Annotated in this window: 13 protein-coding genes; 4 read left to right on the forward strand and 9 right to left on the reverse strand. The window is 68.5% G+C overall.

From position 1 onward, the window contains the following. Positions 1 to 22: 22 nt before the first annotated feature. The 9 genes from cprS to AT700_RS09475 form a co-directional block, all read right to left on the reverse strand. On the reverse strand, positions 23 to 1,318 hold the full coding sequence (gene cprS / locus AT700_RS09435) for a cationic peptide sensor histidine kinase CprS (protein ID WP_003105000.1): 1,296 nt from the start codon (positions 1,316 to 1,318) through the stop codon (positions 23 to 25). Beyond that, positions 1,315 to 1,986 (reverse strand): cationic peptide response regulator transcription factor CprR, encoded by a 672-nt coding sequence (gene cprR, locus AT700_RS09440; protein ID WP_003091311.1) that lies wholly within the window; start codon positions 1,984 to 1,986, stop codon positions 1,315 to 1,317. Before cprR ends, cprS begins: the two co-directional genes overlap by 4 nt. A gap of 61 nt (positions 1,987 to 2,047) precedes the next feature. Continuing rightward, on the reverse strand, positions 2,048 to 3,136 hold the full coding sequence (locus AT700_RS09445) for a chlorophyllase/cutinase-like alpha/beta fold protein (RefSeq protein ID WP_003122449.1): 1,089 nt from the start codon (positions 3,134 to 3,136) through the stop codon (positions 2,048 to 2,050). Between the two features lie 53 nt (positions 3,137 to 3,189). Further along, entirely contained in the window at positions 3,190 to 4,821 is a 1,632-nt protein-coding gene (locus AT700_RS09450; RefSeq protein WP_034072888.1) for a BatD family protein, read from the reverse strand. Beyond that, positions 4,818 to 6,578 (reverse strand): VWA domain-containing protein, encoded by a 1,761-nt coding sequence (locus AT700_RS09455; protein WP_003119769.1) that lies wholly within the window; start codon positions 6,576 to 6,578, stop codon positions 4,818 to 4,820. The genes AT700_RS09450 and AT700_RS09455 overlap by 4 nt, the downstream gene beginning before the upstream one ends. Continuing rightward, positions 6,575 to 7,597: a vWA domain-containing protein gene (locus AT700_RS09460; RefSeq protein ID WP_003124398.1), complete on the reverse strand. Its 1,023-nt coding sequence runs from the start codon at positions 7,595 to 7,597 to the stop codon at positions 6,575 to 6,577. The genes AT700_RS09455 and AT700_RS09460 overlap by 4 nt, the downstream gene beginning before the upstream one ends. Then, positions 7,590 to 8,084, reverse strand: coding sequence for a DUF4381 domain-containing protein (locus AT700_RS09465; RefSeq protein ID WP_003113947.1), 495 nt, complete (start codon positions 8,082 to 8,084; stop codon positions 7,590 to 7,592). Before AT700_RS09465 ends, AT700_RS09460 begins: the two co-directional genes overlap by 8 nt. Next, positions 8,081 to 9,019, reverse strand: coding sequence for a DUF58 domain-containing protein (locus AT700_RS09470; protein ID WP_003116458.1), 939 nt, complete (start codon positions 9,017 to 9,019; stop codon positions 8,081 to 8,083). The genes AT700_RS09465 and AT700_RS09470 overlap by 4 nt, the downstream gene beginning before the upstream one ends. Positions 9,020 to 9,029: 10 nt before the next feature. Then, positions 9,030 to 10,010 carry an AAA family ATPase gene (locus AT700_RS09475; protein WP_003103494.1) on the reverse strand — a complete coding sequence of 327 codons (981 nt, stop codon included), beginning with the start codon at positions 10,008 to 10,010 and terminating at the stop codon, positions 9,030 to 9,032. Positions 10,011 to 10,350: 340 nt separating this feature from the next. On the opposite strand from AT700_RS09475, the gene AT700_RS09480 reads away from it, so the two are divergent. The 4 genes from AT700_RS09480 (at position 10,351) to AT700_RS09495 (ending at position 23,223) form a co-directional block, all read left to right on the forward strand. Further along, positions 10,351 to 11,121 carry a hypothetical protein gene (locus tag AT700_RS09480; RefSeq protein WP_003116459.1) on the forward strand — a complete coding sequence of 257 codons (771 nt, stop codon included), beginning with the start codon at positions 10,351 to 10,353 and terminating at the stop codon, positions 11,119 to 11,121. A gap of 272 nt (positions 11,122 to 11,393) precedes the next feature. Beyond that, positions 11,394 to 16,256 (forward strand): NAD-glutamate dehydrogenase GdhB, encoded by a 4,863-nt coding sequence (gdhB, locus tag AT700_RS09485; RefSeq protein WP_003103491.1) that lies wholly within the window; start codon positions 11,394 to 11,396, stop codon positions 16,254 to 16,256. Positions 16,257 to 16,817: 561 nt separating this feature from the next. Further along, the gene (locus AT700_RS09490; RefSeq protein ID WP_003119774.1) at positions 16,818 to 19,664 is read left to right on the forward strand and encodes a bifunctional glycoside hydrolase 114/ polysaccharide deacetylase family protein; all 2,847 of its coding nucleotides are present in this window, start codon (positions 16,818 to 16,820) and stop codon (positions 19,662 to 19,664) included. Then, a complete protein-coding gene (locus AT700_RS09495) occupies positions 19,642 to 23,223 on the forward strand; it encodes a tetratricopeptide repeat protein (protein ID WP_048520973.1) in 3,582 nt (1,193 codons plus the stop codon). Before AT700_RS09490 ends, AT700_RS09495 begins: the two co-directional genes overlap by 23 nt. Positions 23,224 to 23,228: the final 5 nt, after the last annotated feature.

Consider the following 23,228-nt stretch of genomic DNA (forward strand, 5'->3'; position numbering starts at 1 on the left):
CGCGGAGGAAGGCCGCCGCGCTTCAGTCCGGTGTGGCGGGGAACAGCAGCTCGCAGCGGAAGCGCTGCTCGTCGCTGCTGTAATGCAGGCGCCAGCCGCTCTTCTGGCACAGGCGCTGGACCAGGTCGAGGCCCAGGCCATAACCGAACGCCATCGACTCCTCCGTGCCCTGGGCCGCACCGATGGGGTTGCTGATCAGCAGGCTGCGGTCGCGCACGACGATTTCCACCACGCCCTCGTCGCTGTACTGCAGGGCGTTGCGCAGCAGGTTGCCGATGATGATCCGTGCGCGGGTCTGCGGCAGGCTGTGTGGCTCCACGTCGAGGTGGAAGGTCAGGCCGCGGCGCTGGCTCAGCGCCTGCTGTTCCTCGAGCAGCTCCTCCAGCAGGCGACCGACCTCGATGTGTCCGTCGTCGCGCAGTTCGCCGCTCTCGCGGCTGAGCCAGAGCAGGGTTTCGGTCATCTGCTGCATGCCCAGCGCCGAGCGGCGGATGCGTTGCAAGGCATGCGGGGAGGGCGCGCGGCCGGGTTGGTCGAGCAGCTCCAGGTTCATGCCGATCACCGCCAGCGGGGTGCGCAGCTCATGGCTGGCGTAGCGCAGGAAGCGCTCCTCGCGCTGGCTGAAGTCCTTGATCCGGGTCACGCTGTTCCACAGGGTATCCGCCAGCACGTTGAGTTCGCGGTAGTTGAAGCGCGGCCGCTGGCTGTCCGGGGCGAGGTCGTCGAGGGTCATCGACCAGCGCGTCAGCTTGCGCAACGGCGCGACGATGAACCAGACCAGCAGGCCGACGGCGGCCAGCGAAGGCAGGGTGACCGATAGGGTGACGATCCAGGTCTGCCTGACGCGGGCGTCGATGATGGCGTCGGACAGCGGCGTGTCGATGCTGCCGGCGGCGTCGTTGTCGTAGAGGTAGAGCGTCTTGCCGTCGGCCAGTGGCTGGCGGACCACCACGTAGGCATCGTCGCTGGGCGCGTCGTCATCCTCCTCTTCGTCATCGTCGTCCCAGTTGCCGAGCAGTTGCATGGCGCCGATGCTCTTGTAGGGCGGGGTGTCGAGCATCTCCCTGAGTTTCGGCGGCAGCCCCGCGGTGCCGACGCTGCCCTTGAAGTAGTAGCTGTCCGGCGCCGGCGTAGCCGGGTCTTCCTGGTAGCGCTGGGCGAAGTACAGCCCTTCCTCTTCCATCATCATGCTGAGCAGGTAGAGGGCGCCGGTCTCGCCGTAGTCGCCGAGCATGCGCGTGTAGACCAGCAACACCCCGGCGAGGATCAGGGTGACGCCGCCGCCGACGATGGGGATCAGGCTCAGGCCGCGTTTCATTTGCGCTCCAGCTGGAAGCCGACGCTGTGCAGGGTATGGATCAGAGGGGTGGCGAACCCCTTGTCGACGGTGCTGCGCAGGTGGTGCATGTGCACGTTGAGGGTGTTGCTTTCCGGCGGTTCGTCGCCCCAGACGCTGCGCCCCAGCTGCTCGCGGGTGACCAGCGCGGGGCTGGCGCGCATCAGGCACTCAAGGATCTTCCAGGCGGTGGGGGACAGCGCCAGGGGCGTGCCGCCGCGGCTGGCCTGGCGGCTGTCGAGGTCCATCACCAGGTCGTCGACCTGCAGGCGCTGGGCCTGGCCGCTGCGGCGCCGGCTGAGGGCTTGCAGGCGGACCAGCAGCTCCGGCAGTTCGAAGGGCTTGAGCAGGTAGTCGTCGGCGCCGGCGTCGAAGCCGTCGAGCTTGTCCTGCAGGGTATCCAGGGCGGTGAGCATGAGTACCGGGGTCTGCAGGCCGGCTTCGCGTAGCTGGCGACAGACCTGCCGGCCGTTGATGCGCGGCAGCATGATGTCCAGCAGGATCACGTCGTAGCGGTTGGCGCGCGCCAGGTTGAGGCCGGCCTGGCCGTCGCGGGCGTGATCGCAGACCACCCCGGCGGCCTCGAGGTAGTCGATGACGGTGCCGGCGAGATCGAAGTTGTCTTCGACGACGAGTACGTGGATATGCATGGTATCTGTTCGCATGACGGATGGGACGCTGTGCCTGGTTCGCCGCGGGCGTTGCCCGCGCCTACTTGAGCACCTTGATCGGCTTCACCGGGGTGCCGTCGCTCCACTGGCCCATGCCGGTCTGCTCCGGCGTAGCGCCCAGGGCGTACTGGCGGTTGCGGTTGTAGAACGCCGCGTCGGTGAGGCCATCGAACAGCTTCCAGGTGCCGTACCAGTCGAGGGCGTCGATCACCAGCGGGTCGTGGCCGGTATAGCGGCCTTCGGCCTGCTGCACTTCGAGGCGCTTCTCGACGCGGTCGAGCAACCAGTCGCTGTCTTCTTCCTTCGGATACTGCGGGCCGAATACCGGCGCGGTGGGCGCCGCGTGGTTGGCCAACAGCGGCGGAGCGCCGTGGCGATCGCTGCGCAGCAACAGCAGGTTCTTGTCGCTGGGCGGAATGTGCCGGCTCTGGCGGTAGATGCGCTTGGCGTCGGTGCAGGCCACGTGGCTGTCCTCGTCGCCGCAGACCGCCAGCAGCAGGGTGCCCTTGGCCAGCCCCGACAGGCGTTCCTGGGCCACGCCGTCCCAGCGCTTGCCCTGGCTCTTGCCGGGCTCGACCACCATCAGCGCCTTCGCCGCCGGCAGCTTCAGGCGTTCGCTGGCGGCCGCCAGGTTGGCGGCGAGCAGTCCGCCGGCGGAGTGGCCGAGGTAGGCGACCTGGTTCAGCCGCGGGCGCACCCCCAGCTCGCCGGCCTGCAGGCGCCTGAGGGCGTCGCCGAGGGCGCCGGCGGCATTGTCGAGGAAGTCTGCGTTGGGCGTCTTCAGGTCCGGCTGGTAGCGCGGGTAGACCACCACCATGCCGCGGCGGACGATATGGTCGATCCAGGCGCGGTAGAGGTCCGGCTGCATCACGCTCCAGCCGTGCAGGAAGATCACCAGCGGAGCGTTGCCGGGGACCGGTTGCTCGGGGGTGAACACCCAGTATTCGCGAGCGCCTTCGCCGAAGTGCCACTGATGCACGCTGGCATGGCGATAGGCCGCGCCGCCCGGCCCTTCGGCCGGCTGCGTCGGCGGCGTGGGCGGCGTGGGCGCGGTCGGCGGTTCGGCGGCCGTCGCGGCGTGGCCCAGGAGCAGGCCGCACAGGACGAGGTACAGGGTACGGAAGCGCATGCGGGCCCTCTTGCGGAATCGGAATGTCGTGCCAGTCCTAACCATAGCGCCGTTCAGCGCGGATAGAGCGGTGGCAGGCCGCCATTGTCGACCGCTCCCGCCGGCGCTTGTTCCGTGGTGGGCAGGGCGCGGATCGCCCGCCACAGGTCCTCGCCCTGCCAGGAATGGCCGCTCTCGCTGTACAGCGCGCCGTTGAGGCCATCCAGGGCGTCGGACAGCGGTACGAAGCGGGCCGCCATGTCGGCCAGGGTATCGGGTTGCTGACGGGCCCAGGCGTCCAGGGCCTGGCGGGTCGCCTGGGGATCGTTGGCCAGGCAGGCGCGGCGCAGCTCGTCGAGCAGGCTGCGGCTGCTCGGGCCGTTGGCCGCGGCGCGGATCACCGCCGGCAGCTGGCGGGCGCGCCACCAGAGGCCGAAGCCGAGCAGGGTGGTCAGGGCCAGCACGGCGGTAGCCAGTTGCCAGGGCCAGAGCGTCGGCTCCAGGTGTTCGCCGAGCGGCAGCGCCGCCGCCGGCGGCTCCGCCTCGGCCTGCGGCGCGGCGGCCACTTCCAGGGTGCGCGGTGGCAGGCTGGTGCGCTCCAGGCGGTCTTCGCGGGTGTTCCACCAGACCACTTCGAGCGCCGGCAACTCGATGCGCCCGGCCTGCTCGGGCACCAGCGCCTCGCGCTCCTCGCGACTGCCGATGAGGCCCTGGTCGGTGCTCTGGTCGGCCAGCTGCGGTTGGTCCGGGTAGCGCCGCAGGCCTTGCACGTCGGGCAGCGGCAACGGCGGAAGCTGGGTGCCGGAAAGCCCCTCGACCTTCAGCAGCACGTTGCGCGTCAGCGATTCGCCGACCTGTGCCTGCTCCGGCTGCGGGCTCCAGCTTTCGCTGATGCTCAGCGCGCGGGCCGGCATCCAGGGCGCGTCGGCCGGATAGTCGGCGGGCTTGGGCCGGACCTGCAGCGGGATGCTCGGCGAAGTCACCCGCATCTGCCGGCCGGGGCGCGGGCCGAAGGGGTTGTAGTCGTCGCTGCCACGGTCGACCAGGGTCGCACTGAAGGCTTGCGCAGGAATCTCCAGGGTGCCGCTCTTCTGCGGGAAGATCGCGTAGCGCACCTCGATCACGCCGTGGCGGATGCCGTTGATCTCCTTCTCGTAGGTGCGCGCCTCGCCGAGCTGTTCGACCTTCGCGTCGTTCATCGCCAGCGGGGTCAGGCTGCTGTCGTCGTATAGCGACACCGAGTGGTAGATGCGCAGGGTGAGGATCGCCTGGGCCTGCACGTAGACTGTCTCCTGGTCGACGCTGGCATCGATGAAGACCGGCGCCAGCTTGCTGCTCTTGGCGCGGTCGCGCGCCTCCAGTACGTGCAGCCTGATCGGCTGGGTGCTGCTGGCGCCGAGGCTGATCGGCGGGATCGCCACGTAGCCGCTCTGCTTCGGCAGGAGGGTGACGATCCAGCGGGTGGTGGCCTGGGCCCGGCCGTTCTGCGTGGCGAGACGGTTGACCTGGCGCGTGCCGAGGACCTCGAAGAGGGCGTCCAGCGGGCTCAGGTCGGGTTTGCCGAAGAGGGTCGGGTCGTCCGATTCCAGCGTCAGTTCGACGCTTTCCCCTTCGGTCAGGCGGGCGCGGTCGACGCTGGCGCTGAAGCTGGCATGGGCGGAAACGCAGAGGAGCGCGAGAAGCAGGCTGCAGAACAGGCGGATCATGGCGTGGCTTCCTGGCGTTGCTGCTGTTGGTACCAGAACTTGCGCCGCAGCAATTCGGCGGGATCGTCGGGAATCTGTCGCAGCCATTGCTCGAGGGCCTGGCGACGTTCGTCGTCGAGTCCGTCGTCGGCTTCCTCGTCGCCCGTCCGCTCGTCCTCGGCGTTGGGCTGCGGCTGCGCTTGGCCGGGTGCTCCGGCGGTCTTCTCGCCTTCGTCTTCCGGCAGGCTGGTCGAGGGCGCCGCGGCCTGGGCCTTCTGCGCATCGACGGTCGCCGCGTCGCGCGGCGGCCGCTGGCTGCTTCCGGATGGCGGGCTCTGCTGGCTCGCTTCCTGGCGCTGTTCCTTGTTCTCGCCGGCCTGCTGCTGCGCCGCCTGTTCCTGGCGTTGGCGCAGCAGTTCCTCGACCAGGGCCTTGTTGCGTTGCGCGGCGACCAGTTGCGGCTGGCGCTCCAGGGCTTGTTCGTAGGCGTCGACGGCGGCTTCCAGTTCGCCCTGGCGGGCCAGGGCGTTGCCACGGTTGTAGTGATCGTCGGCCTGGTCGCCCTGGGCGAAGGCCTGGGCCGCGGCGGCGTAGTCGCGGGCCTGGTAGAGCGACAGGCCTTTCCAGCGGAAGTCCTCGAAGCGCTTCGCCGCCTCGTCCGCCTGGCCCCGTTGCAACAGGCGCTGGCCTTGCTGGTCCGGACGCAGCCAGAGGTCTTCGAACTGGAAGGCCATGGCCGGTTGCGGCAGGCTCAGCATCAACAGCGGCAGGCAGAACAGCCAGCCGCGCCGTCCGGCACAGGCGGCCAGCAGGAGCAGCGGCAGGAGCAGCCAGTAACCCTGGTCGGCCCAGCGCTGCAGGCGCAGCAGGGCGTTCTCGCGATCTTCCTCCAGCGTGCCGCCGCGGGCCAGCAGGCCGAGGCTGTCGAGGTCGCGGTCGTTCGGCCGCAGGCGCTGGTAGCCGGCGCCGATCTCCGCGGCGAAGCGGCGCAGCCCGCTTTCGTCGAGCCTGGGCAGGAGGATGCCGCCCTGGTCGTCCTTGAGGAAGCTGCCATCCTCCTGCTGCACCGGAGCGCCCTTCGGCGTGCCGACGCCGAGCACGGCGAGGCGCGCCGCCCGGTGCTCGAGGGCGCTGCGGATGCCCTGGCGCTCGGGTTCGCTCAGCTCGCTGGTCAGCAGCAGCAGGCGGCCGCGGCCCTGGGCGCCCTGTTCCAGCAGGTCGAGGGCCTGGCGCACGGCGAGGTCGGCGCGCTGGCCGGGCTCGGGCATGATCGAAGGTTTCAGGGCGTCGAGCAGGTTGCGCGCGGTGAGCTGGTCGTCCGACAGCGGCACCAGGGTATGCGCGCTGCCGGCGTAGACGACGATTGCGGTCTGCGCGTCGTTGCGCGTGCGAAGCAGGTCGAGCAGCTTGCGCCGGGCCTGCTCCAGGCGGGTCGGCGACAGGTCGCCGGCAAGCATCCCGGGAGTCAGCTGGAGGATCGCCACCAGCGGGTCGCTACGCTTCATCGAGGGCTGTTCCAGTTGCTGCCAACTGGGCCCGAGCAAGGCCAGCAGGGCCAGCAGCCAGGCGATGCCGAGGCAGATCCAGGGCATGCGGTTCTGCCGCCCGGCGCCGCCGACCAGCAGCCAGGGCTGGAAGGCCGTCGGCAACAGCAACTGCCAGCGTCCGGCACGACGCTGGCGATGCAGCAGCTTCCACAGCAACCAGCCAAGCAGCGGCGCCAGCAGCAGCCAGTAGGGGCGCAGCCAGTGCGGCCAGGCGTCCAGCAACAGGTTCATGGTTGCCTCCCGGAACGGCGGCGCGGCCAGGTCCGGTTTTCCCGTGGCCAGAGTTCCAGCGCCACCAGCAGCACACTCAGGCCGAGGGCGGCGGCCAGCGGCCAACTGTACAGCGCCAGGGCCGGGCGCGCCCGGGTAGTCTGCTGGGCGACCGGTTCGAGGCGGTCGAGGGTCGCGGAAATGCTTTCCAGCTCGGCGCTGGATCGCGCGCGGAAGTATTCGCCGCCAGTGCTCTCGGCGATACCGCGCAGGGTCGGCTCGTCGAGATCGAGCCCCGGGTTGAAGCCGAACAGGCCGGGCACGCCGCCTTGCTGCGGGTCGGCGCCGATGCCGATGGTGTAGATCTTCACCTGTTGCTCGGCGGCCAGTTGCGCGGCGATCTGCGGGGCTATCTGTCCGCCGGTGTTGGCGCCGTCGGTGATCAGCACCAGCACCCGGCTTTCCGCAGGCCGCTGGCGCAGGCGCTTGACCGCCAGGCCGATGGCGTCGCCGATCGCGGTGTTCTTGCCGGCGATGCCGATCTGTGCCTCGTCCAGCCAGACCCGCACGGTGTGCCGGTCGAAGGTCAGCGGCGCCTGCAGGTAGGCCTGGCTGCCGAACAGGATCAGGCCGACGCGGTCGCCACGACGGTCTTCGATGAAGTCGCCGAAGAGTTTCTTGATCAGTTCCAGGCGGCTGATCTCGTCTTCCTGCCAGCGCATGTCGCGGTAGTCCATGGAGCCGGAGACATCCACCGCGAGCAGCAGGTCGCGGCCGCTGGCGGGTAGCGGCAGGGGGTCGCCGACCCACTGCGGGCGGGCCGCGGCGAGCAGCAGGAGGAACCAGAGCAGGGCGAAGCGCACCTGCTGCCGCCAGGCCGGCAGGCGTGCGCGGGCACGGCGTCCGGCGAGGCTTTCGAGTTCGTCGAGGAAGCTCACCTTGAGCGCCGCCTCGCCGCTGTCGGCGGCCGGCAGCACCAGGCGCAGCAGCCAGGGCAACGGGGCGAAGGCGAAGACCCAGGGCCAGGCGAACTCAAACATGCTTGCGAATCCAGGTGGCGACGGCGGCGTCGAGGCCGTCCACGGCCTTGTCGTCGAGGGTGCAGTCGGCGCGGTAGCCGCCTTCCACCAGGATCATCCAGCGGGTCAGGCCGGCGGCCGGGCAACGGTTGTCGAGGAACGCCAGCCAGGCGCGGCCGCTGAGGGCGTGGCTGCCGCTATCTGGCCAGCGCGCCCTGCAGACCCGCTTGAGCAGGCCGTTGATGGCTTGCAGCCAGGGCCCGGCGGAAGCCCTGCCGTAGGGCTTGGCAAGCGCCGCCAGTTCGGCCAGGGCCGCTTCGCGCAGCGGATCCAGCGGCGCTTCGCCGCGGGTGGCGATGGTGCGCCGCGGCAGGTGCCGGCGCAGTCGCCAGAGCCCCCAGCCGAGCAACGGCAGCAGGGCGGCCAGCAGCCACCAGCCGGGCGCTGGCGGCCACCAGCCGACGGGCAGGGGAGCGATCAGCGGTTCCAGCCGGTCGAGCGGATTCATGCGCGATACCCCGGCTGGTGTTGTTCCAGCAGGTCCCGCAACTGCTCCACCAGGTCTTCCTGGGTCGACAGCGGCAGCAGCGGCACGCCCAGTCGCTGGGCCAGCCGCTGCCAGCGCGCGCGGCGCGCCTCGGCCTGTTCGCGATAGGCCTGGCGCAGCTCGTCGGCGTGGGTGTCCAGTTCGAGGTCGGCGGCGCCTTCGCGGAAGCGCAGCAGTCCGGCGGCGGGAAGGGCATGGTCGAGCGGGTCGGACAGCGGCAGCAGCACCAGGTCGGTATGGCGTGCGATCAGGCTGAGTTGCTGCTCGGCGACGTCATTGAGTGTGCGCTCGTCGCACAGTACCAGGATCAGGCTGCCCGGGCGCAGCACTTCGCGGGCGCGGCGCAGGGCCAGGCCGAACAGTTCGCCAGGCCGCTCGGCCGGCGTCTCGCGCAGCTCGCGATTGGCCCGCAATAGCTGGTTGAACAGTTGCAGCAGGCTGTGCTTGCTGCGTCGCGGCTTGATTTCGTGGCAGTCGCGGTCGCTGAATACCAGGCCGCCGATACGGTCATTGTGGGCCAGCGCCGACCAGCCGATGAAGGCCGCCGCGCGTGCCGCCAGCACTGCCTTGAAGCACAGGCCGGAGCCGAAGAACAGGCGCTGGCTCTGTTCGACCAGGACGAACACCGGTCGCTCGCGTTCCTCGTGGAACAGCTTGGTGTGCGGCTCGCGGGTGCGCGCGGTGACGCGCCAGTCGATGGTCCGTACGTCGTCGCCGGGCTGGTAGATGCGCACCTGGTCGAAGTCCACGCCGCGTCCGCGCAGGCGCGAGTGATGCAGGCCGACCAGTGGGCTGCGGCGGTTCTGCGAGGAGAACAGGCGCGCTTCGTGGAGCCGGTGGCGCATTTCCAGAAGCTCGTCGAGGCCCAGTTCGACGCCCGGGGCGGCGCTCAGCATGGCGGCGGCCTCAGGCCACGGCGACCACGTCGAGGATGCGCTGCACGACCCGGTCCTGGTCGATGCCGGCGGCTTCCGCCTCGAAGGTCAGGATCAGGCGATGGCGCAGCACGTCGAACAGCACCGCCTGGATGTCCTCGGGGCTGACGAAGTCGCGTCCGGCCAGCCAGGCGTGGGCGCGCGCGCAGCGGTCGAGGGCGATGGAGCCGCGCGGGCTGGCGCCGTAGGAGATCCATTCGGCGAGTTCCGCGTCGTGCTTGGCCGGGGTGCGGGTGGCCATGATCAGTTGCACCAGGTATTCCTCCACCGCGTCGGCCATGTACAGGCCGAGGATTTCCTGGCGCGCGGCGAAGATGGTTTCCTGGGTCACCCGGCGCTCCGGCCGGGCCTCGCCGTTCAGTGCCTCGCCACGCGCCTGCTGGAGGATGCGGCGTTCCACCGAGGCCTCCGGGTAGCCGATCTTGACGTGCATGAGGAAGCGGTCGAGCTGGGCTTCCGGCAACGGGTAGGTACCTTCCTGCTCGATCGGGTTCTGTGTCGCCATCACCAGGAACAGCTGTGGCAGGTCGTAGGTGCTGCGGCCGACCGAAACCTGGCGCTCGGCCATGGCTTCGAGCAGCGCCGATTGCACCTTGGCCGGGGCGCGGTTGATCTCGTCGGCCAGCACCAGGTGATGGAAGATCGGGCCTTGCTGGAACACGAAGGTGCCGGTCTCCGGACGGTAGATTTCGGTGCCGGTGATGTCGGCGGGGAGCAGGTCGGGAGTGAACTGGATACGGTGGAACTCGGCTTCGAGGCCTTCGGCGAGGTCCTTGATGGCCTTGGTCTTGGCCAGTCCCGGCGCGCCTTCCACCAGCAGGTGGCCGTCGGCTAGCAGCGCGATCAGCAGGCGGTCGACGAGTTTTTCCTGGCCGAGGATCTGGCTCGACAGGTAGCCCTTCAGTCCCTGCAGGGCGCTCTTGTGCTGCGTGCTTTCTGGCTCGTTGCTCATTGTCTGGACTACCGGTTCCAAGGCCTGCTGGGGTGTCGCTCGGTGGCGCACGGCGAGGCCGGCGCGGGCGGGCGGGGAGAAGGTTCCGCTCTGCGGCGGATGACGGCCCCCCGATCCCGCACATGTTAGCGCACGGCGACTGCCTAGCGTACTCTCCGACGCTCGTGCCGCGCCTATTCGTGAACCCGCGCGGGTATGCCGGTGAAAAGCCTCCGCCTCTCGCCGTGACCTGCCTCGCGAAGCGCGGCGGATCGACGCGCCCGGGGAACTTCGCCGGCGCACGCGGGTCGGTTTCCGCGATGCGAACAGCGAATGGACAGAGCGTTTGTCAGGAGCGACATTGCCGGGGCTTGCCCGGCGCAAGGGGGAGGGCCGCGCCCGGCGTGGGTGGCGGCGCTGGGTCGGCGGGCTGCTGTTGCTGCTCGGCGCGCTCGCCAGCGGATGTTCGAACGCGCCGCGCAACGCCGCCGGCGAGGACACCAGCCAGGGTTCGATGCGCGCCGGCGAATTCCTCCAGACCGATGCCGATCGCATGGCCACCCTGGCCATGCGCGACAACCTGCAAAGCCTCTACCAGTTGCTCTGGAAACTGTACAAGCGCAATCCCGCCGAATGGAAGAAGACCGGCCTGCCGAGCCAGGCCGACGCCGAGCTGGCGATCCGCCGGGCCATCGAGCAGAACCGCGAACTCAGCGACCTGGGCGGCCGCCGCGACATCGCCGCGCTGTCCTATTCCCTCGATCCGGCGTTCAGGGGCGACCGCGTCGGCGCCTTCATCTATTCCCTGGCCAGCATGCTGATCACCGCCCATGGCGGGCGTACCGAGTTCTACGTCTACCAGGGGATCGACGCGCAGTACGTCTACAACGCCGCGCGCAACGTCGAGGTCGCCACCTGGATGCTGGCTACCCGCAAGGACGACAAGGGCGCCCCGTTGCTGCTTTCCAACGCCCTCACCGACGACGCCAGCAACCTCAGCTACGCCCGCGAGTTCGCCAAGATCGTCGCGCGCCTGGACCTGCTCGCCGAGGTGCTCGGCGAACGCTACCGGCGGATCAGCGTGAACTACGCCCAGGGACTGCTGTTCATGCATTTCCTGCCGGTGCAGTGAGCCGATGCTCCCGGGGTGAACGAATATGTCGCAGCACGGTAAGTGTTTTGCCTTGCCGGCTCGTTAAGCTCTGTCGGATATGACCGGCGGGTCGCTCGCCGAAAAGGGCGGTTCCCGGTCAGCCTTTGCTGTGCGCCTGCCTGCCTGGATTAATGCTCAGCTTCTGCTGAACTTCATGGACGCAGCGAGGGTCGGTCCGAAGGTGCGTTGCTCGCGACCTTTCCCGCGAACCGCTCGCCTCCATGAAATAACAAGCCAAGCGGAGTACAACCATGGCGTTCTTCACCGCGGCCAGCAAAGCCGATTTCCAGCATCAACTGCAGACGGCACTGGCGCAGCACCTCGGCGACAAGGCGTTACCACAAGTCACGCTGTTCGCCGAACAGTTCTTCAGCCTGATCTCCCTCGATGAACTGACCCAGCGTCGGCTTTCCGACCTGGTCGGTTGCACCCTTTCCGCCTGGCGCCTGCTGGAGCGCTTCGACCGCGACCAGCCCGAAGTCCGCGTATACAACCCCGACTACGAGAAGCACGGCTGGCAATCCACCCACACCGCGGTAGAAGTGCTGCACCCGGACCTGCCGTTCCTGGTCGACTCGGTGCGCATGGAACTGAACCGTCGCGGCTACAGCATCCATACCCTGCAGACCAACGTCCTCAGCGTGCGCCGCTCGGCCAAGGGCGAGCTGAAGGAAATCCTGCCCAAGGGTAGCCAGGGCAAGGACGTCAGCCAGGAATCGCTGATGTACCTGGAGATCGACCGTTGCGCCCACGCCGGCGAACTGCGGGCGCTGGAGAAGGCCATCCTGGAAGTGCTCGGTGAAGTACGCGTGACCGTCGCCGACTTCGAACCGATGAAGGCCAAGGCCCGCGAACTGCTGACCTGGCTTGGCAAGGCCAAGCTGAAGGTGCCGGCGGAGGAACTGAAGGAAGTACGCAGCTATCTCGAATGGCTGCTGGACAACCACTTCACCTTCCTCGGCTACGAGGAATTCAGCGTCGCCGACGAGGCCGACGGCGGGCGCATGGTCTACGACGAGAAATCCTTCCTCGGCCTGACCCGTCTGCTGCGTGCCGGCCTGAGCAAGGATGACCTGCACATCGAGGACTATGCCGTCGCCTACCTGCGCGAACCGGTCCTGCTGTCCTTCGCCAAGGCTGCCCATCCGAGCCGTGTGCACCGCCCGGCCTACCCGGACTACGTGTCGATCCGCGAGCTGGACGGCAAGGGCCGGGTGATCCGCGAGTGCCGCTTCATGGGCCTGTTCACCTCCTCGGTGTACAACGAGAGCGTCAACGACATCCCCTTCATCCGCGGCAAGGTCGCCGAAGTGATGCGGCGCTCCGGTTTCGACACCAAGGCCCACCTCGGCAAGGAACTGGCCCAGGTGCTGGAAGTACTGCCGCGCGACGACCTGTTCCAGACCCCGGTGGACGAGCTGTTCAGCACCGCCCTGGCGATCGTCCGCATCCAGGAGCGCAACAAGATCCGCGTGTTCCTGCGCAAGGACCCCTACGGTCGCTTCTGCTACTGCCTGGCCTACGTGCCGCGCGACGTGTATTCCACCGAGACGCGCCTGAAGATCCAGCAGGTCCTGATGGAGCGCCTGCAGGCCAGCGACTGCGAGTTCTGGACCTTCTTCTCCGAGTCGGTGCTGGCCCGCGTGCAGTTCATCCTCCGCGTCGACCCGAAGTCGCGCATCGACATCGACCCGGCGCGCCTGGAGGAAGAAGTGATCCAGGCCTGCCGTTCCTGGCAGGACGACTACAGCAGCCTGGTGGTGGAAAACCTCGGTGAGGCCAAGGGCACCAACGTCCTGGCCGACTTCCCGAAAGGCTTCCCGGCCGGCTACCGCGAGCGCTTCGCCCCGCACTTCGCGGTGGTCGACCTGCAGCACCTGCTCAGCCTCTCCGAGCAGCGCCCGCTGGTGATGAGCTTCTACCAGCCGCTGGCGCAGGGCGAGCAGCAACTGCACTGCAAGCTGTACCACGCCGACACCCCGCTGGCCCTGTCCGACGTCCTGCCGATCCTGGAGAACCTCGGCCTGCGCGTGCTCGGCGAATTCCCCTACCGCCTGCGCCACCAGAACGGCCGTGAATACTGGATCCACGACTTCGCCTTCACCTACGCCGAAGGGCTGGACGTGGACATCCAGCAGCTCAACGAGATCCTCCAGGACGCCTTCGTCCACATCGTCAGCGGCGACGCCGAGAACGACGCCTTCAACCGCCTGGTGCTGACCGCCAACCTGCCGTGGCGCGACGTCGCCCTGCTGCGTGCCTACGCGCGTTACCTGAAGCAGATCCGCCTGGGCTTCGACCTCGGCTACATCGCCAGCGCGCTGAATGCTCACACCGACATCGCCCGCGAGCTGGTGCGGCTGTTCAAGACCCGCTTCTACCTGGCGCGCAAACTCACCGCGGAAGACCTGGAAGACAAGCAACAGAAGCTGGAGCAGGCGATCCTCGGCGCCCTCGACGAAGTCCAGGTGCTCAACGAGGACCGCATCCTGCGGCGCTACCTCGACCTGATCAAGGCGACCCTGCGGACCAACTTCTACCAGCCCGACGGCAACGGCCAGAACAAGAGCTACTTCAGCTTCAAGTTCAACCCGAAGGCCATTCCGGAGCTGCCCAGGCCGGTGCCCAAGTACGAGATCTTCGTCTACTCGCCGCGCGTCGAGGGCGTGCACCTGCGCGGCGGCAAGGTGGCTCGCGGCGGCTTGCGCTGGTCGGACCGCGAGGAAGACTTCCGCACCGAGGTGCTCGGCCTGGTCAAGGCCCAGCAGGTGAAGAACGCGGTGATCGTGCCGGTCGGCGCCAAGGGCGGCTTCGTCCCGCGCCGCCTGCCGCTTGGCGGTAGCCGCGACGAGATCCAGGCCGAGGCGATCGCCTGCTACCGGATCTTCATTTCCGGCCTGCTCGATATCACCGACAACCTCAAGGAAGGCGAAGTGGTGCCGCCGGCCAACGTGGTCCGCCACGACGAGGACGATCCTTACCTGGTGGTCGCCGCGGACAAGGGCACGGCGACCTTCTCCGACATCGCCAACGGCATCGCCGCCGAGTACGGCTTCTGGCTCGGCGACGCCTTCGCCTCGGGCGGCTCCGCCGGCTACGACCACAAGGGCATGGGGATTACCGCCAAGGGCGCCTGGGTCAGCGTGCAACGGCACTTCCGCGAGCGCGGCATCGACGTGCAGAAGGACAACATCAGCGTCATCGGCATCGGCGACATGGCCGGCGACGTGTTCGGCAACGGCCTGCTGATGTCGGACAAGCTGCAACTGGTGGCCGCCTTCAACCACATGCATATCTTCATCGACCCGAACCCGGACGCCGCCAGCAGCTTCGTCGAGCGCCAGCGCCTGTTCAACCTGCCGCGTTCGAGCTGGGCCGACTACGACGCCAAGCTGATCTCCGCCGGCGGCGGGATCTTCCTGCGCAGCGCCAAGAGCATCGCCATCACCCCGGAAATGAAGGCGCGCTTCGACATCCAGGCCGACAGGCTGGCGCCCACCGAGCTGATCCATGCGCTGCTCAAGGCGCCGGTCGACCTGCTCTGGAACGGCGGGATCGGCACCTACGTGAAGTCGAGCAAGGAAACCCACGCCGATGTCGGCGACAAGGCCAACGACGGTCTGCGCGTCGACGGCCGCGAGCTGCGCGCGAAGGTGGTGGGCGAGGGCGGCAACCTGGGCATGACCCAACTGGCGCGGGTCGAGTTCGGCCTGCACGGCGGTGCCAACAACACCGACTTCATCGACAACGCCGGTGGCGTGGACTGCTCCGACCATGAGGTCAACATCAAGATCCTGCTCAACGAAGTGGTGCAGGCCGGCGACATGACCGAGAAGCAGCGCAACGCGCTGCTGGTGAAGATGACCGACGCGGTCGGCGCCCTGGTGCTGGGCAACAACTACAAGCAGACCCAGGCGCTGTCCCTGGCGCAACGTCGCGCCCGCGAGCGGATCGCCGAGTACAAGCGGCTGATGGGCGACCTCGAGGCGCGTGGCAAGCTCGATCGCGCCCTGGAGTTCCTGCCTTCCGACGAGGAGCTGGCGGAACGCATCAGTGCCGGCCAGGGGCTGACCCGCGCCGAGCTGTCGGTGCTGATCTCCTACAGCAAGATCGACCTCAAGGAATCGCTGCTGAAATCGCTGGTGCCGGACGACGACTACCTGACCCGCGACATGGAGACCGCCTTCCCGGCATTGCTGGCGGAGAAGTTCGGCGACGCCATGCGCCGCCATCGCCTGAAGCGCGAGATCGTCAGCACGCAGATCGCCAACGACCTGGTCAATCACATGGGCATCACCTTCGTGCAGCGCCTGAAGGAGTCCACCGGTATGAGCGCGGCCAACGTCGCCGGGGCCTACGTGATCGTCCGCGACGTGTTCCACCTGCCGCACTGGTTCCGCCAGATCGAGAACCTCGACTACCAGGTGCCCGCTGATATCCAGCTGACCCTGATGGACGAACTGATGCGCCTCGGCCGCCGCGCCACCCGCTGGTTCCTCCGCAGCCGCCGCAACGAGCTGGACGCGGCGCGCGACGTGGCCCACTTCGGCCCGCGCATCGCCGCCCTCGGCCTGAAGCTCAACGAGCTGCTCGAAGGGCCGACCCGCGAGCTGTGGCAGGCGCGCTACCAGACCTACGTCGACGCCGGCGTACCGGAACTGCTGGCACGCATGGTGGCCGGCACCAGCCACCTGTATACGCTGCTGCCGATCATCGAGGCGTCCGACGTGACCGGCCAGGACACCGCGGAAGTGGCCAAGGCCTATTTCGCCGTGGGCAGCGCGCTGGACCTTACCTGGTACCTGCAACAGATCACCAACCTGCCGGTGGAGAACAACTGGCAGGCGCTGGCCCGCGAGGCGTTCCGCGACGACCTCGACTGGCAGCAGCGGGCGATCACCGTCTCGGTGTTGCAGATGCAGGACGGACCGAAGGAGGTCGAGGCTCGCGTCGGCCTGTGGCTGGAACAGCACCTGCCGCTGGTCGAGCGCTGGCGGGCGATGCTGGTCGAACTGCGTGCCGCGTCGGGTACCGACTACGCCATGTACGCCGTGGCCAACCGCGAGCTGATGGACCTGGCGCAGAGCAGCCAGCACGGTGTCTGCATCCCCTGATGCGAGCGGCCTGACGGCAAGCAAGAGCCCCGCCTGAGTGCGGGGCTCTTTCATTCTGGCGCGGCGAAAACCTGCGGTGCTTGCGGTGGCTGAGGCGCTGCGCGGCGACAAATGTCCGGCGCCCGGCGTTGGCCTGGAAAGGACAACCTGACTCACAGATTTAATAAATATTTAGTTATTAGAAAATCTATTCATGGGTTCATATGGATCTATGACTTCTCCGCTTCATATGCCTTGGCCGGGATCCTGTCGATCGCATAAACCCCCGGCAGCCCGTACTTCCTTCCCCGTCCGGTGAGTTTTCCGATGACGTCGCGGCGGTCACGCGGGAGGCAAGAGCAGGCAAAAGGACACCATGGCGCCATGTGCGCGCCTAAAAATTGACAGTTTCCGCTTAAAAATTTAGCAATTAGCATATTTAGTCATTAGATTGACGTTAATCGCCTGCGGCTGCTTTGCCCGTGCCCGCACTGCCAGGGATTCGACGTTGCCACCGGAAACCGCATCCATGCTTCCGACCTGCCGCTTCGGTCGGTATCGACCCTGCCGCGTAGGCTGGGCATGCGGTTCAGCAAGAAAGGAATCGCCGTGCTGCGTCTGCCGTCCCGCCGTAACACCCTTCGACCCATCGAGCGCCCGCTCGCCTGGCTTGCCGGCCTGGCGCTGGCGCTTTGTGCCGGCACTGCCGCAGGGGCTGCCGGCGGGCCGTCCAGCGTGGCGTTCTGGTACGCCGAGCGGCCGCCGCTGGCCGAGCTTTCCCAGTTCGACTGGGTGGTGCTCGAAGCGGCGCACCTCAAGCCGGCTGATGTCGGGTATCTGAAAGAGCAGGGCAGCACGCCCTTCGCCTATCTGTCGGTCGGCGAGTTCGACGGCGACGCCGCCGCCATCGCCGACAGCGGCCTGGCCCGGGGCAAGAGCGCGGTCCGCAACCAAGCCTGGAACAGCCAGGTAATGGACCTCGCCGCGCCGAGCTGGCGGGCGCACCTGCTCAAGCGCGCCGCGGAGCTGCGCAAACAGGGCTACGCCGGCCTGTTCCTCGATACCCTGGACAGCTTCCAGCTACAGGCCGAGGAGCGCCGCGAGGGCCAGCGCCGGGCGCTGGCCAGTTTCCTCGCCCAGCTGCATCGCCAGGAGCCGGGCCTCAAGCTGTTTTTCAATCGCGGTTTCGAAGTGCTGCCGGAGTTGCCCGGCGTCGCGTCGGCGGTGGCCGTGGAGTCGATCCATGCCGGTTGGGACGCCGCTGCCGGGCAATACCGCGAGGTGCCCCAGGACGATCGCGATTGGCTGAAGGGTCACCTGGATGCCCTGCGCGCCCAGGGCATGCCCATCGTCGCCATCGACTACCTGCCGCCGGAGCGGCGCGACGAGGCGCGCGCGCTCGCTGCGCGCCTGCGTAGCGAAGGCTACGTGCCGTTCGTCAGCACCCCGGCGCTGGACTACCTGGGGGTGAGCGACGTCGAGGTGCAACCGCGGCGCATCGCGCTGCTCTACGATCCGCGCGAGGGCGACCTGACCCTGAGCCCCGGCCACGTCTACCTCGGCGGCCTGCTCGAATACCTCGGTTATCGGGTCGACTACCTGCCCACCGACCAGCCGCTGCCCGAACGTCCGCTGAGCGGTATCTACGCGGGGGTAGTCACCTGGATGACCAGTGGACCGCCGCTGGCCAGCGACGCCTTCGACAACTGGATCGCTGCGCGTCTCGACGAAAAGGTGCCGGTGGCGTTCCTCGCCGGCCTGCCCACAGAGAACGACGGCCTGTTGCAGCGCCTGGGTATTCGCCGGCTGTCGCAGAAGCTCAAGGTCAAGCCGAGCACCGAGACCCACGACCAGGCGCTGCTGGGCGCCTTCGAAGCGCCGCTGGTGATCCGGGTCCGCGACCTGCCGGCGCTCACCGTACTCGACCCGGCGCGGGTGGCCCCGGCGCTCAAGCTCAAGGGCGACGGCAAGGAGTACGTGCCGGTGGCGACCGCCGACTGGGGCGGCTTCGCCCTGGCGCCCTATGTGCTGGAGGAGGGTAGCGAGCACCGGCGCTGGATCCTCGATCCGTTCGCCTTCCTGCGCAAGGCCTTGCGCCTTGCGCCGCTGCCGAGTCCCGACGCGACCACCGAGAATGGCCGGCGCATCGCCACCGTGCACATCGATGGCGACGGCTTCGTCTCCCGTGCCGAGGTGCCCGGCAGTCCCTATGCCGGCCAGCAGGTGCTGGAGGACTTCATCAAGCCCTATCCGTTCCTCACCTCGGTCTCGGTGATCGAAGGCGAGGTCGGGCCGAAGGGCATGTACCCGCACCTGGCCAGGGAGCTGGAGCCGATCGCCCGGCGCATCTTCGCCGACGACAAGGTCGAGGTCGCCAGCCATACCTTCAGCCATCCGTTCTTCTGGCAGCCGCAACTGGCCGAGCAGGGCGAGAACTTCGAGGCCCAGTATGGCTACAAGATGGCCATCCCGGGCTACGACAAGGTCGACTTCGTACGCGAGGTGATCGGCGCCCGCGACTACATCGAGCAGCGCCTGACCACCCCGCGGAAGCCGGTCAAGATGATCTTCTGGTCCGGCGACGCGCTGCCCGACGCCGCCACCATCAAGCTCGCCTACGACGCCGGGCTGATGAACGTCAACGGCGGCAATACCGCGCTGACCCGGGCCTTTCCCTCGCTGACCGGACTCTACCCGCTGATCCGGCCCACCCGCGGCGGCGTGCAGTACTACGCGCCGATCATCAACGAGAACGTCTACACCAATCTCTGGCAGGGGCCGTACTACGGCTTCCGCGGCGTCATCGATACCTTCGCCCTGACCGACAGCCCGCGCCGCCTGCGCGGCCTGCACCTGTACTACCACTTCTATTCGGGGACCAAGCAGGCCTCGATCCGCACCATGCACCAGATCTACGCGGCGATGCAGGCGGAGCATCCGTTGTCGCTGTGGATGAGCGACTACATCCCGCGCCTGGAAGGCCTGCATCGCGCCAGCCTGGCCAAGCGTGCCGATGGCAGCTGGCAGTTGCGCGGCTTCGCCGCCTTGCGCACGGTGCGCCTGGACCCGGCGCTGGGTTGGCCGGACCTCGCTCGCTCCACGGGAGTCGCGGGCGTGCGCGACCTGCCCCAGGGGCGCTATGTACACCTGAGTGCGGCGAATGCGCGCCTGGTCCTGCGCGACAGCCGCGATCCGCGGCCGGCGCTGGAGGAGGCCAACCTGCCGCTGAAGCACTGGCGCTACCGCGACGATGGCCGCGTCGAGTTCGCCTTCGCCGGGCACCTGCCATTGCGCCTGGTGGTGCGCGCGGCGGGCGATTGCCGGCTGAGCGCGGCCGGCAAGGCCTTCCCGGGAAAGGCCGGCAACGGCCTGTGGACGTTCGAGTTGCCGATGGAGCAGGTGCGCGATGGCCAACTCGTCTGCCGCTGACAAGCATCCCAAGGCGCGCCTGCTGAATCCCTGGGCCCTGCTGCCGGTCGCTCTCGGGGTGGCGCTGGTGCTGTGGCTGACCTTCAACAGCGAAGAGGTATTCATGCCCAGCGGCGATGGCGAGCCCGACGCGGTCTCGGTGAACTACGCCGAACTGCTGTTGCAGGCGCACCCGGAGAACGACGCGCTGCGCCTGACCCTGATCGACCTGCTGGTCAAGCTCGGCGACTTCGAGCAGGCGCGTCATCACCTCGCCCGTCTGCGCGGCAAGGACCGCCTGGCAACGCCGTTCTACGAGGTGGAACTGGACATCCTTGGCGCCCTGGCCAGGCCCGAGGGCATGGATGAGGAGCAGACGCGCCGATTGCTGGAGCGCCTGCGCAAGATCGAGCATGTTTCGTTGAACGACGCCATGCTCGAACGACTTGCCCGTCATGCCCTGGCCCTGGACGCGCCGGACCTGGCGGCGCGGACCTTTGCCGAACTGGCCGGCCGCGACCCGCAGGGCCGGCAGCGCTGGCTGGACGAGGCGGCGCGCTGGTACCTGGCTTCCGGCGAGCCGCTGCCGGCGGCGGACATCCAGCGGCAACTGGCCGAAGCGCAAACCGAGCCGGCGAAGCGCCTGGCCTATCTGCGCCAGGCCTTCGCCAGCCTGCTCGCTGGCGAGCGCGGCGAACAGGCGGCGTTGTTGCTGGACGAGCGGCTGGACGCCTTGCCGGAGGATGAATCGACCCTGGCCTGGCTCGCCGAGGGCGTACGCGCCGCCGAAGGCAGCCAGCGCTACGACCTGGCCGAACGCTTCATCCGGCGCTGGCGCGAATTGCGCCCCGAGGACCATGAGGCGCTGGCCGCCGACCTGCGCCTGAACATGGCCGCCGGGCGGATCGAGCGGGCCTGGGAGGTCGGCCAGGAGCTGCTGGCCCTGCGCCCGGAGGACAGGACGCTGCTGGCCGATCTCGCGCGCCTTGGCGAATGGACCGGCAACGGCCCGCGGGCGCTGGGCCTGTGGAAGCAACTGCTGGCCGGCGCCGATGACCCGGCCCTGCGCGAGCATGCCTGGCGCCTGTCGCTGCAGATGTTCGATTTCGACAGCGCCATCGAGCTGCTGGCGCCCATCGGTGCGCAGCGACAGATGACCGACGAGGAACTCGATGCGCTGGTCTACAGCCATGAAACCCGCGGCACGCCGGAAGAGGGCGAGGCATGGCTGCGCGGCTACGTGCAGCGTTATCCGAAACAGCGCCTGGCCTGGCAGCGCTTGCAACAGATTCTCGAACACACCCAGCAGTTGCAGGAAGAGACCGGGGTCTGGGCGCGGATGGCCCGGCATTTCCCGCTGAGTGTCAAGGAACGCATGCAGTGGGCGGAAACCCACTGGAACCTGTTCGATCCGCGCCAGGCCTGGAAGGTCCTCGCCGGCGTGGATACCCGCGCGATCCGCGAGCCGGAGTTCTGGCGCCTGCGCGCGGCGCTGGCCTGGGCCCTGGAGCAGGACGACGATGCCCGCGCCGCCTACGAGCGCATGCTGGCCCTGGACATCCGCCTGAACAGCAGCGACGAGGACCAGTTGATCGCCCTGTACCGGGACAGCAATCCGAAGCAGGCCTTGCAGGTGCTTATCGGCAGTTGGCAGCGCAGCCGCGATCCGCGGCGCCTGGCCCGCGCCCTGCAACTGGCGGAGAACCTCCACGACTGGCCGGCCCTGAAGAGCCTGCTGGCCGAGGCCGAAGGCCTGCCGGAAGCGCAGGGCAGCCCCTATTACTGGGTGGCCAGGGCGCGGCTGGCGGAACAGGAAGGCCATGGCGACGTCGCCGAGCGTCTGTACCGGGAAGCCTTGGTGCGTTTCCCCGGCGAGAACCTGGTGCGCGAACGCCTGCTCTGGTTCTACATCGACCGTGGCCGTCGCGACAGCCTGGCGCCCCTGTTGGCGCAGTGGCATGGCCTGGCGCTGCGGGACAGCACGCTGTGGCTGCCGTTCGCCAGCGCCAGCCTGCTGCTCGAGCGTAACGACCAGGCGCTGGCCTGGTTCCGCCTGTACCTCAAGTCCAATCCCAACGACTGGCTGGTGCAGGCCGCCTACGCCGACGCACTGGATGCCAGCGGCTACCAGGACAAGGCACTGCGCCTGCGCCGACTACTGCTCCGGCGGCTCGACCGCGAGGCGGTCAGGGCCACCCCGGACAGCTTCGCCGCCTACCTGCGCCTGCTCGCCGTGGCCCAGGGGCCGCTGCTCGCCCAGGGCGAGGCGCGGCGGGCCTGGAATGGCGAGCCGGCGATGCTGCAGCTGTGGTTCGAGCAGTTCCTCGACCAGCTCGCCGCCACCAACCAGGAGCCGCTGAAGGATGACTGGCTGGCCTGGGCGCGCGGCCGGGGCCTGAAGATCGGGCGCAACGAAGAGATCCAGGCCGCCCTGCGCAGCCAGAATCGCGCCGCCCTGCAACGCCTGCTGGAGCGCGGCGAGCTGGATCCGGCGCAGCGGGTCGAGGCGCTGGTGCGTCTCGGCCATGGCGGCGAAGCGCTGGGCGAGGCCCTGGGCGCACTGGGCGACGGCCACTCGCGCGACAACCGCGAGCAGCTGCGGCGGCAGGCGGCGGAAATCCTCGAACGCACTCCCCAGGGCCTGCAACTGGGTTGGAACAAGCGCGACTTCGGCGGTCTCGACTTCAAGGGGCCGACGCTGCGCGCGGCGCGCCACCTCGGCGACGACTGGTACGCCGATCTCGAACTGGGCAGTGGCCGCTATCACGGCGATGCGCTGGATAGCTCGCTCCTCGGTAGCGAACGCAACGCCAGGCTGACGTTGCGGCGCGAACTGGCCGATGGCTTCGCCGCGGCGACGCTCGATGGCAGCTGGCGCGACGACGAGGACCGCCACGGTCTGGGGGTGCTGCGCAATTGGCGGCTGAGCTCGCGCGACGAACTGGAAGCGGGCCTCGATTGGCACCGCGAGACCGACGAGACCGGCCTGATGCGAGCCCTCGGCATGCGCGACAGCCTACGGCTCGGCGGCCGCCACACCCTCAGCGGGCGCGACCAGTTGAGCTGGTCGCTGGCGCACAACCGCTTCTCTACCCGCCAGGGCGACGACCTCGGCAACGGCGAGGCGCTGTCCCTGGAATGGGCCCACACACTGTTCTTCGACGGCCCGGCCTGGCAACTGCGCGGCGGCATCGACTACCAGCGCAATCGCCTGGAGAACCGCGTGCCGGACGACCTGCTGGCGGCCCATGGCGGTGCGCTGGCGCTCGATGGCGCGCGCAGCCAGGACCTGCTGCAGGACCGCTATGGCCAGGTCTACCTCGGCAGCACCTGGCGCCGTGGCTTCCCTGGCGCGCTGAACCGCAGCCGTCCGCAATACACCTGGATCGTCGACACCCTGGCCGGCTGGCAGTGGACAGAGAAGGAGTTCAACTACGGCATCGATCTCGGCATCGGCATGGAGCTGCTGGGCGACGACGAACTGGCGTTCACCTTCGGCTACCAGTCGGCTCCCCAGGGCGGTGGCGGCGATGCCGGCGGCACGCTCGGGGTGACCTACAGCACGCGCTTCGGCCGCTGAACGCG

Origin of the sequence: Pseudomonas aeruginosa, assembly GCF_001457615.1 — a bacterium.
In the GTDB taxonomy this organism is placed as follows: domain Bacteria; phylum Pseudomonadota; class Gammaproteobacteria; order Pseudomonadales; family Pseudomonadaceae; genus Pseudomonas; species Pseudomonas aeruginosa.

Excerpts from the sequence above, each read along its gene's own strand:
- cprS (WP_003105000.1), bottom strand. The coding sequence starts at position 1,318 with ATGAAACGCGGCCTGAGCCTGATCCCCATCGTCGGCGGCGGCGTCACC.
- cprR (WP_003091311.1), bottom strand. The coding sequence starts at position 1,986 with ATGCATATCCACGTACTCGTCGTCGAAGACAACTTCGATCTCGCCGGC.
- AT700_RS09445 (WP_003122449.1), bottom strand. The coding sequence starts at position 3,136 with ATGCGCTTCCGTACCCTGTACCTCGTCCTGTGCGGCCTGCTCCTGGGC.
- AT700_RS09450 (WP_034072888.1), bottom strand. The coding sequence starts at position 4,821 with ATGATCCGCCTGTTCTGCAGCCTGCTTCTCGCGCTCCTCTGCGTTTCC.
- AT700_RS09455 (WP_003119769.1), bottom strand. The coding sequence starts at position 6,578 with ATGAACCTGTTGCTGGACGCCTGGCCGCACTGGCTGCGCCCCTACTGG.
- AT700_RS09460 (WP_003124398.1), bottom strand. The coding sequence starts at position 7,597 with ATGTTTGAGTTCGCCTGGCCCTGGGTCTTCGCCTTCGCCCCGTTGCCC.
- AT700_RS09465 (WP_003113947.1), bottom strand. The coding sequence starts at position 8,084 with ATGAATCCGCTCGACCGGCTGGAACCGCTGATCGCTCCCCTGCCCGTC.
- AT700_RS09470 (WP_003116458.1), bottom strand. The coding sequence starts at position 9,019 with ATGCTGAGCGCCGCCCCGGGCGTCGAACTGGGCCTCGACGAGCTTCTG.
- AT700_RS09475 (WP_003103494.1), bottom strand. The coding sequence starts at position 10,010 with ATGAGCAACGAGCCAGAAAGCACGCAGCACAAGAGCGCCCTGCAGGGA.
- gdhB (WP_003103491.1), top strand. The coding sequence starts at position 11,394 with ATGGCGTTCTTCACCGCGGCCAGCAAAGCCGATTTCCAGCATCAACTG.
- AT700_RS09490 (WP_003119774.1), top strand. The coding sequence starts at position 16,818 with ATGCGGTTCAGCAAGAAAGGAATCGCCGTGCTGCGTCTGCCGTCCCGC.
- AT700_RS09495 (WP_048520973.1), top strand. The coding sequence starts at position 19,642 with ATGGCCAACTCGTCTGCCGCTGACAAGCATCCCAAGGCGCGCCTGCTG.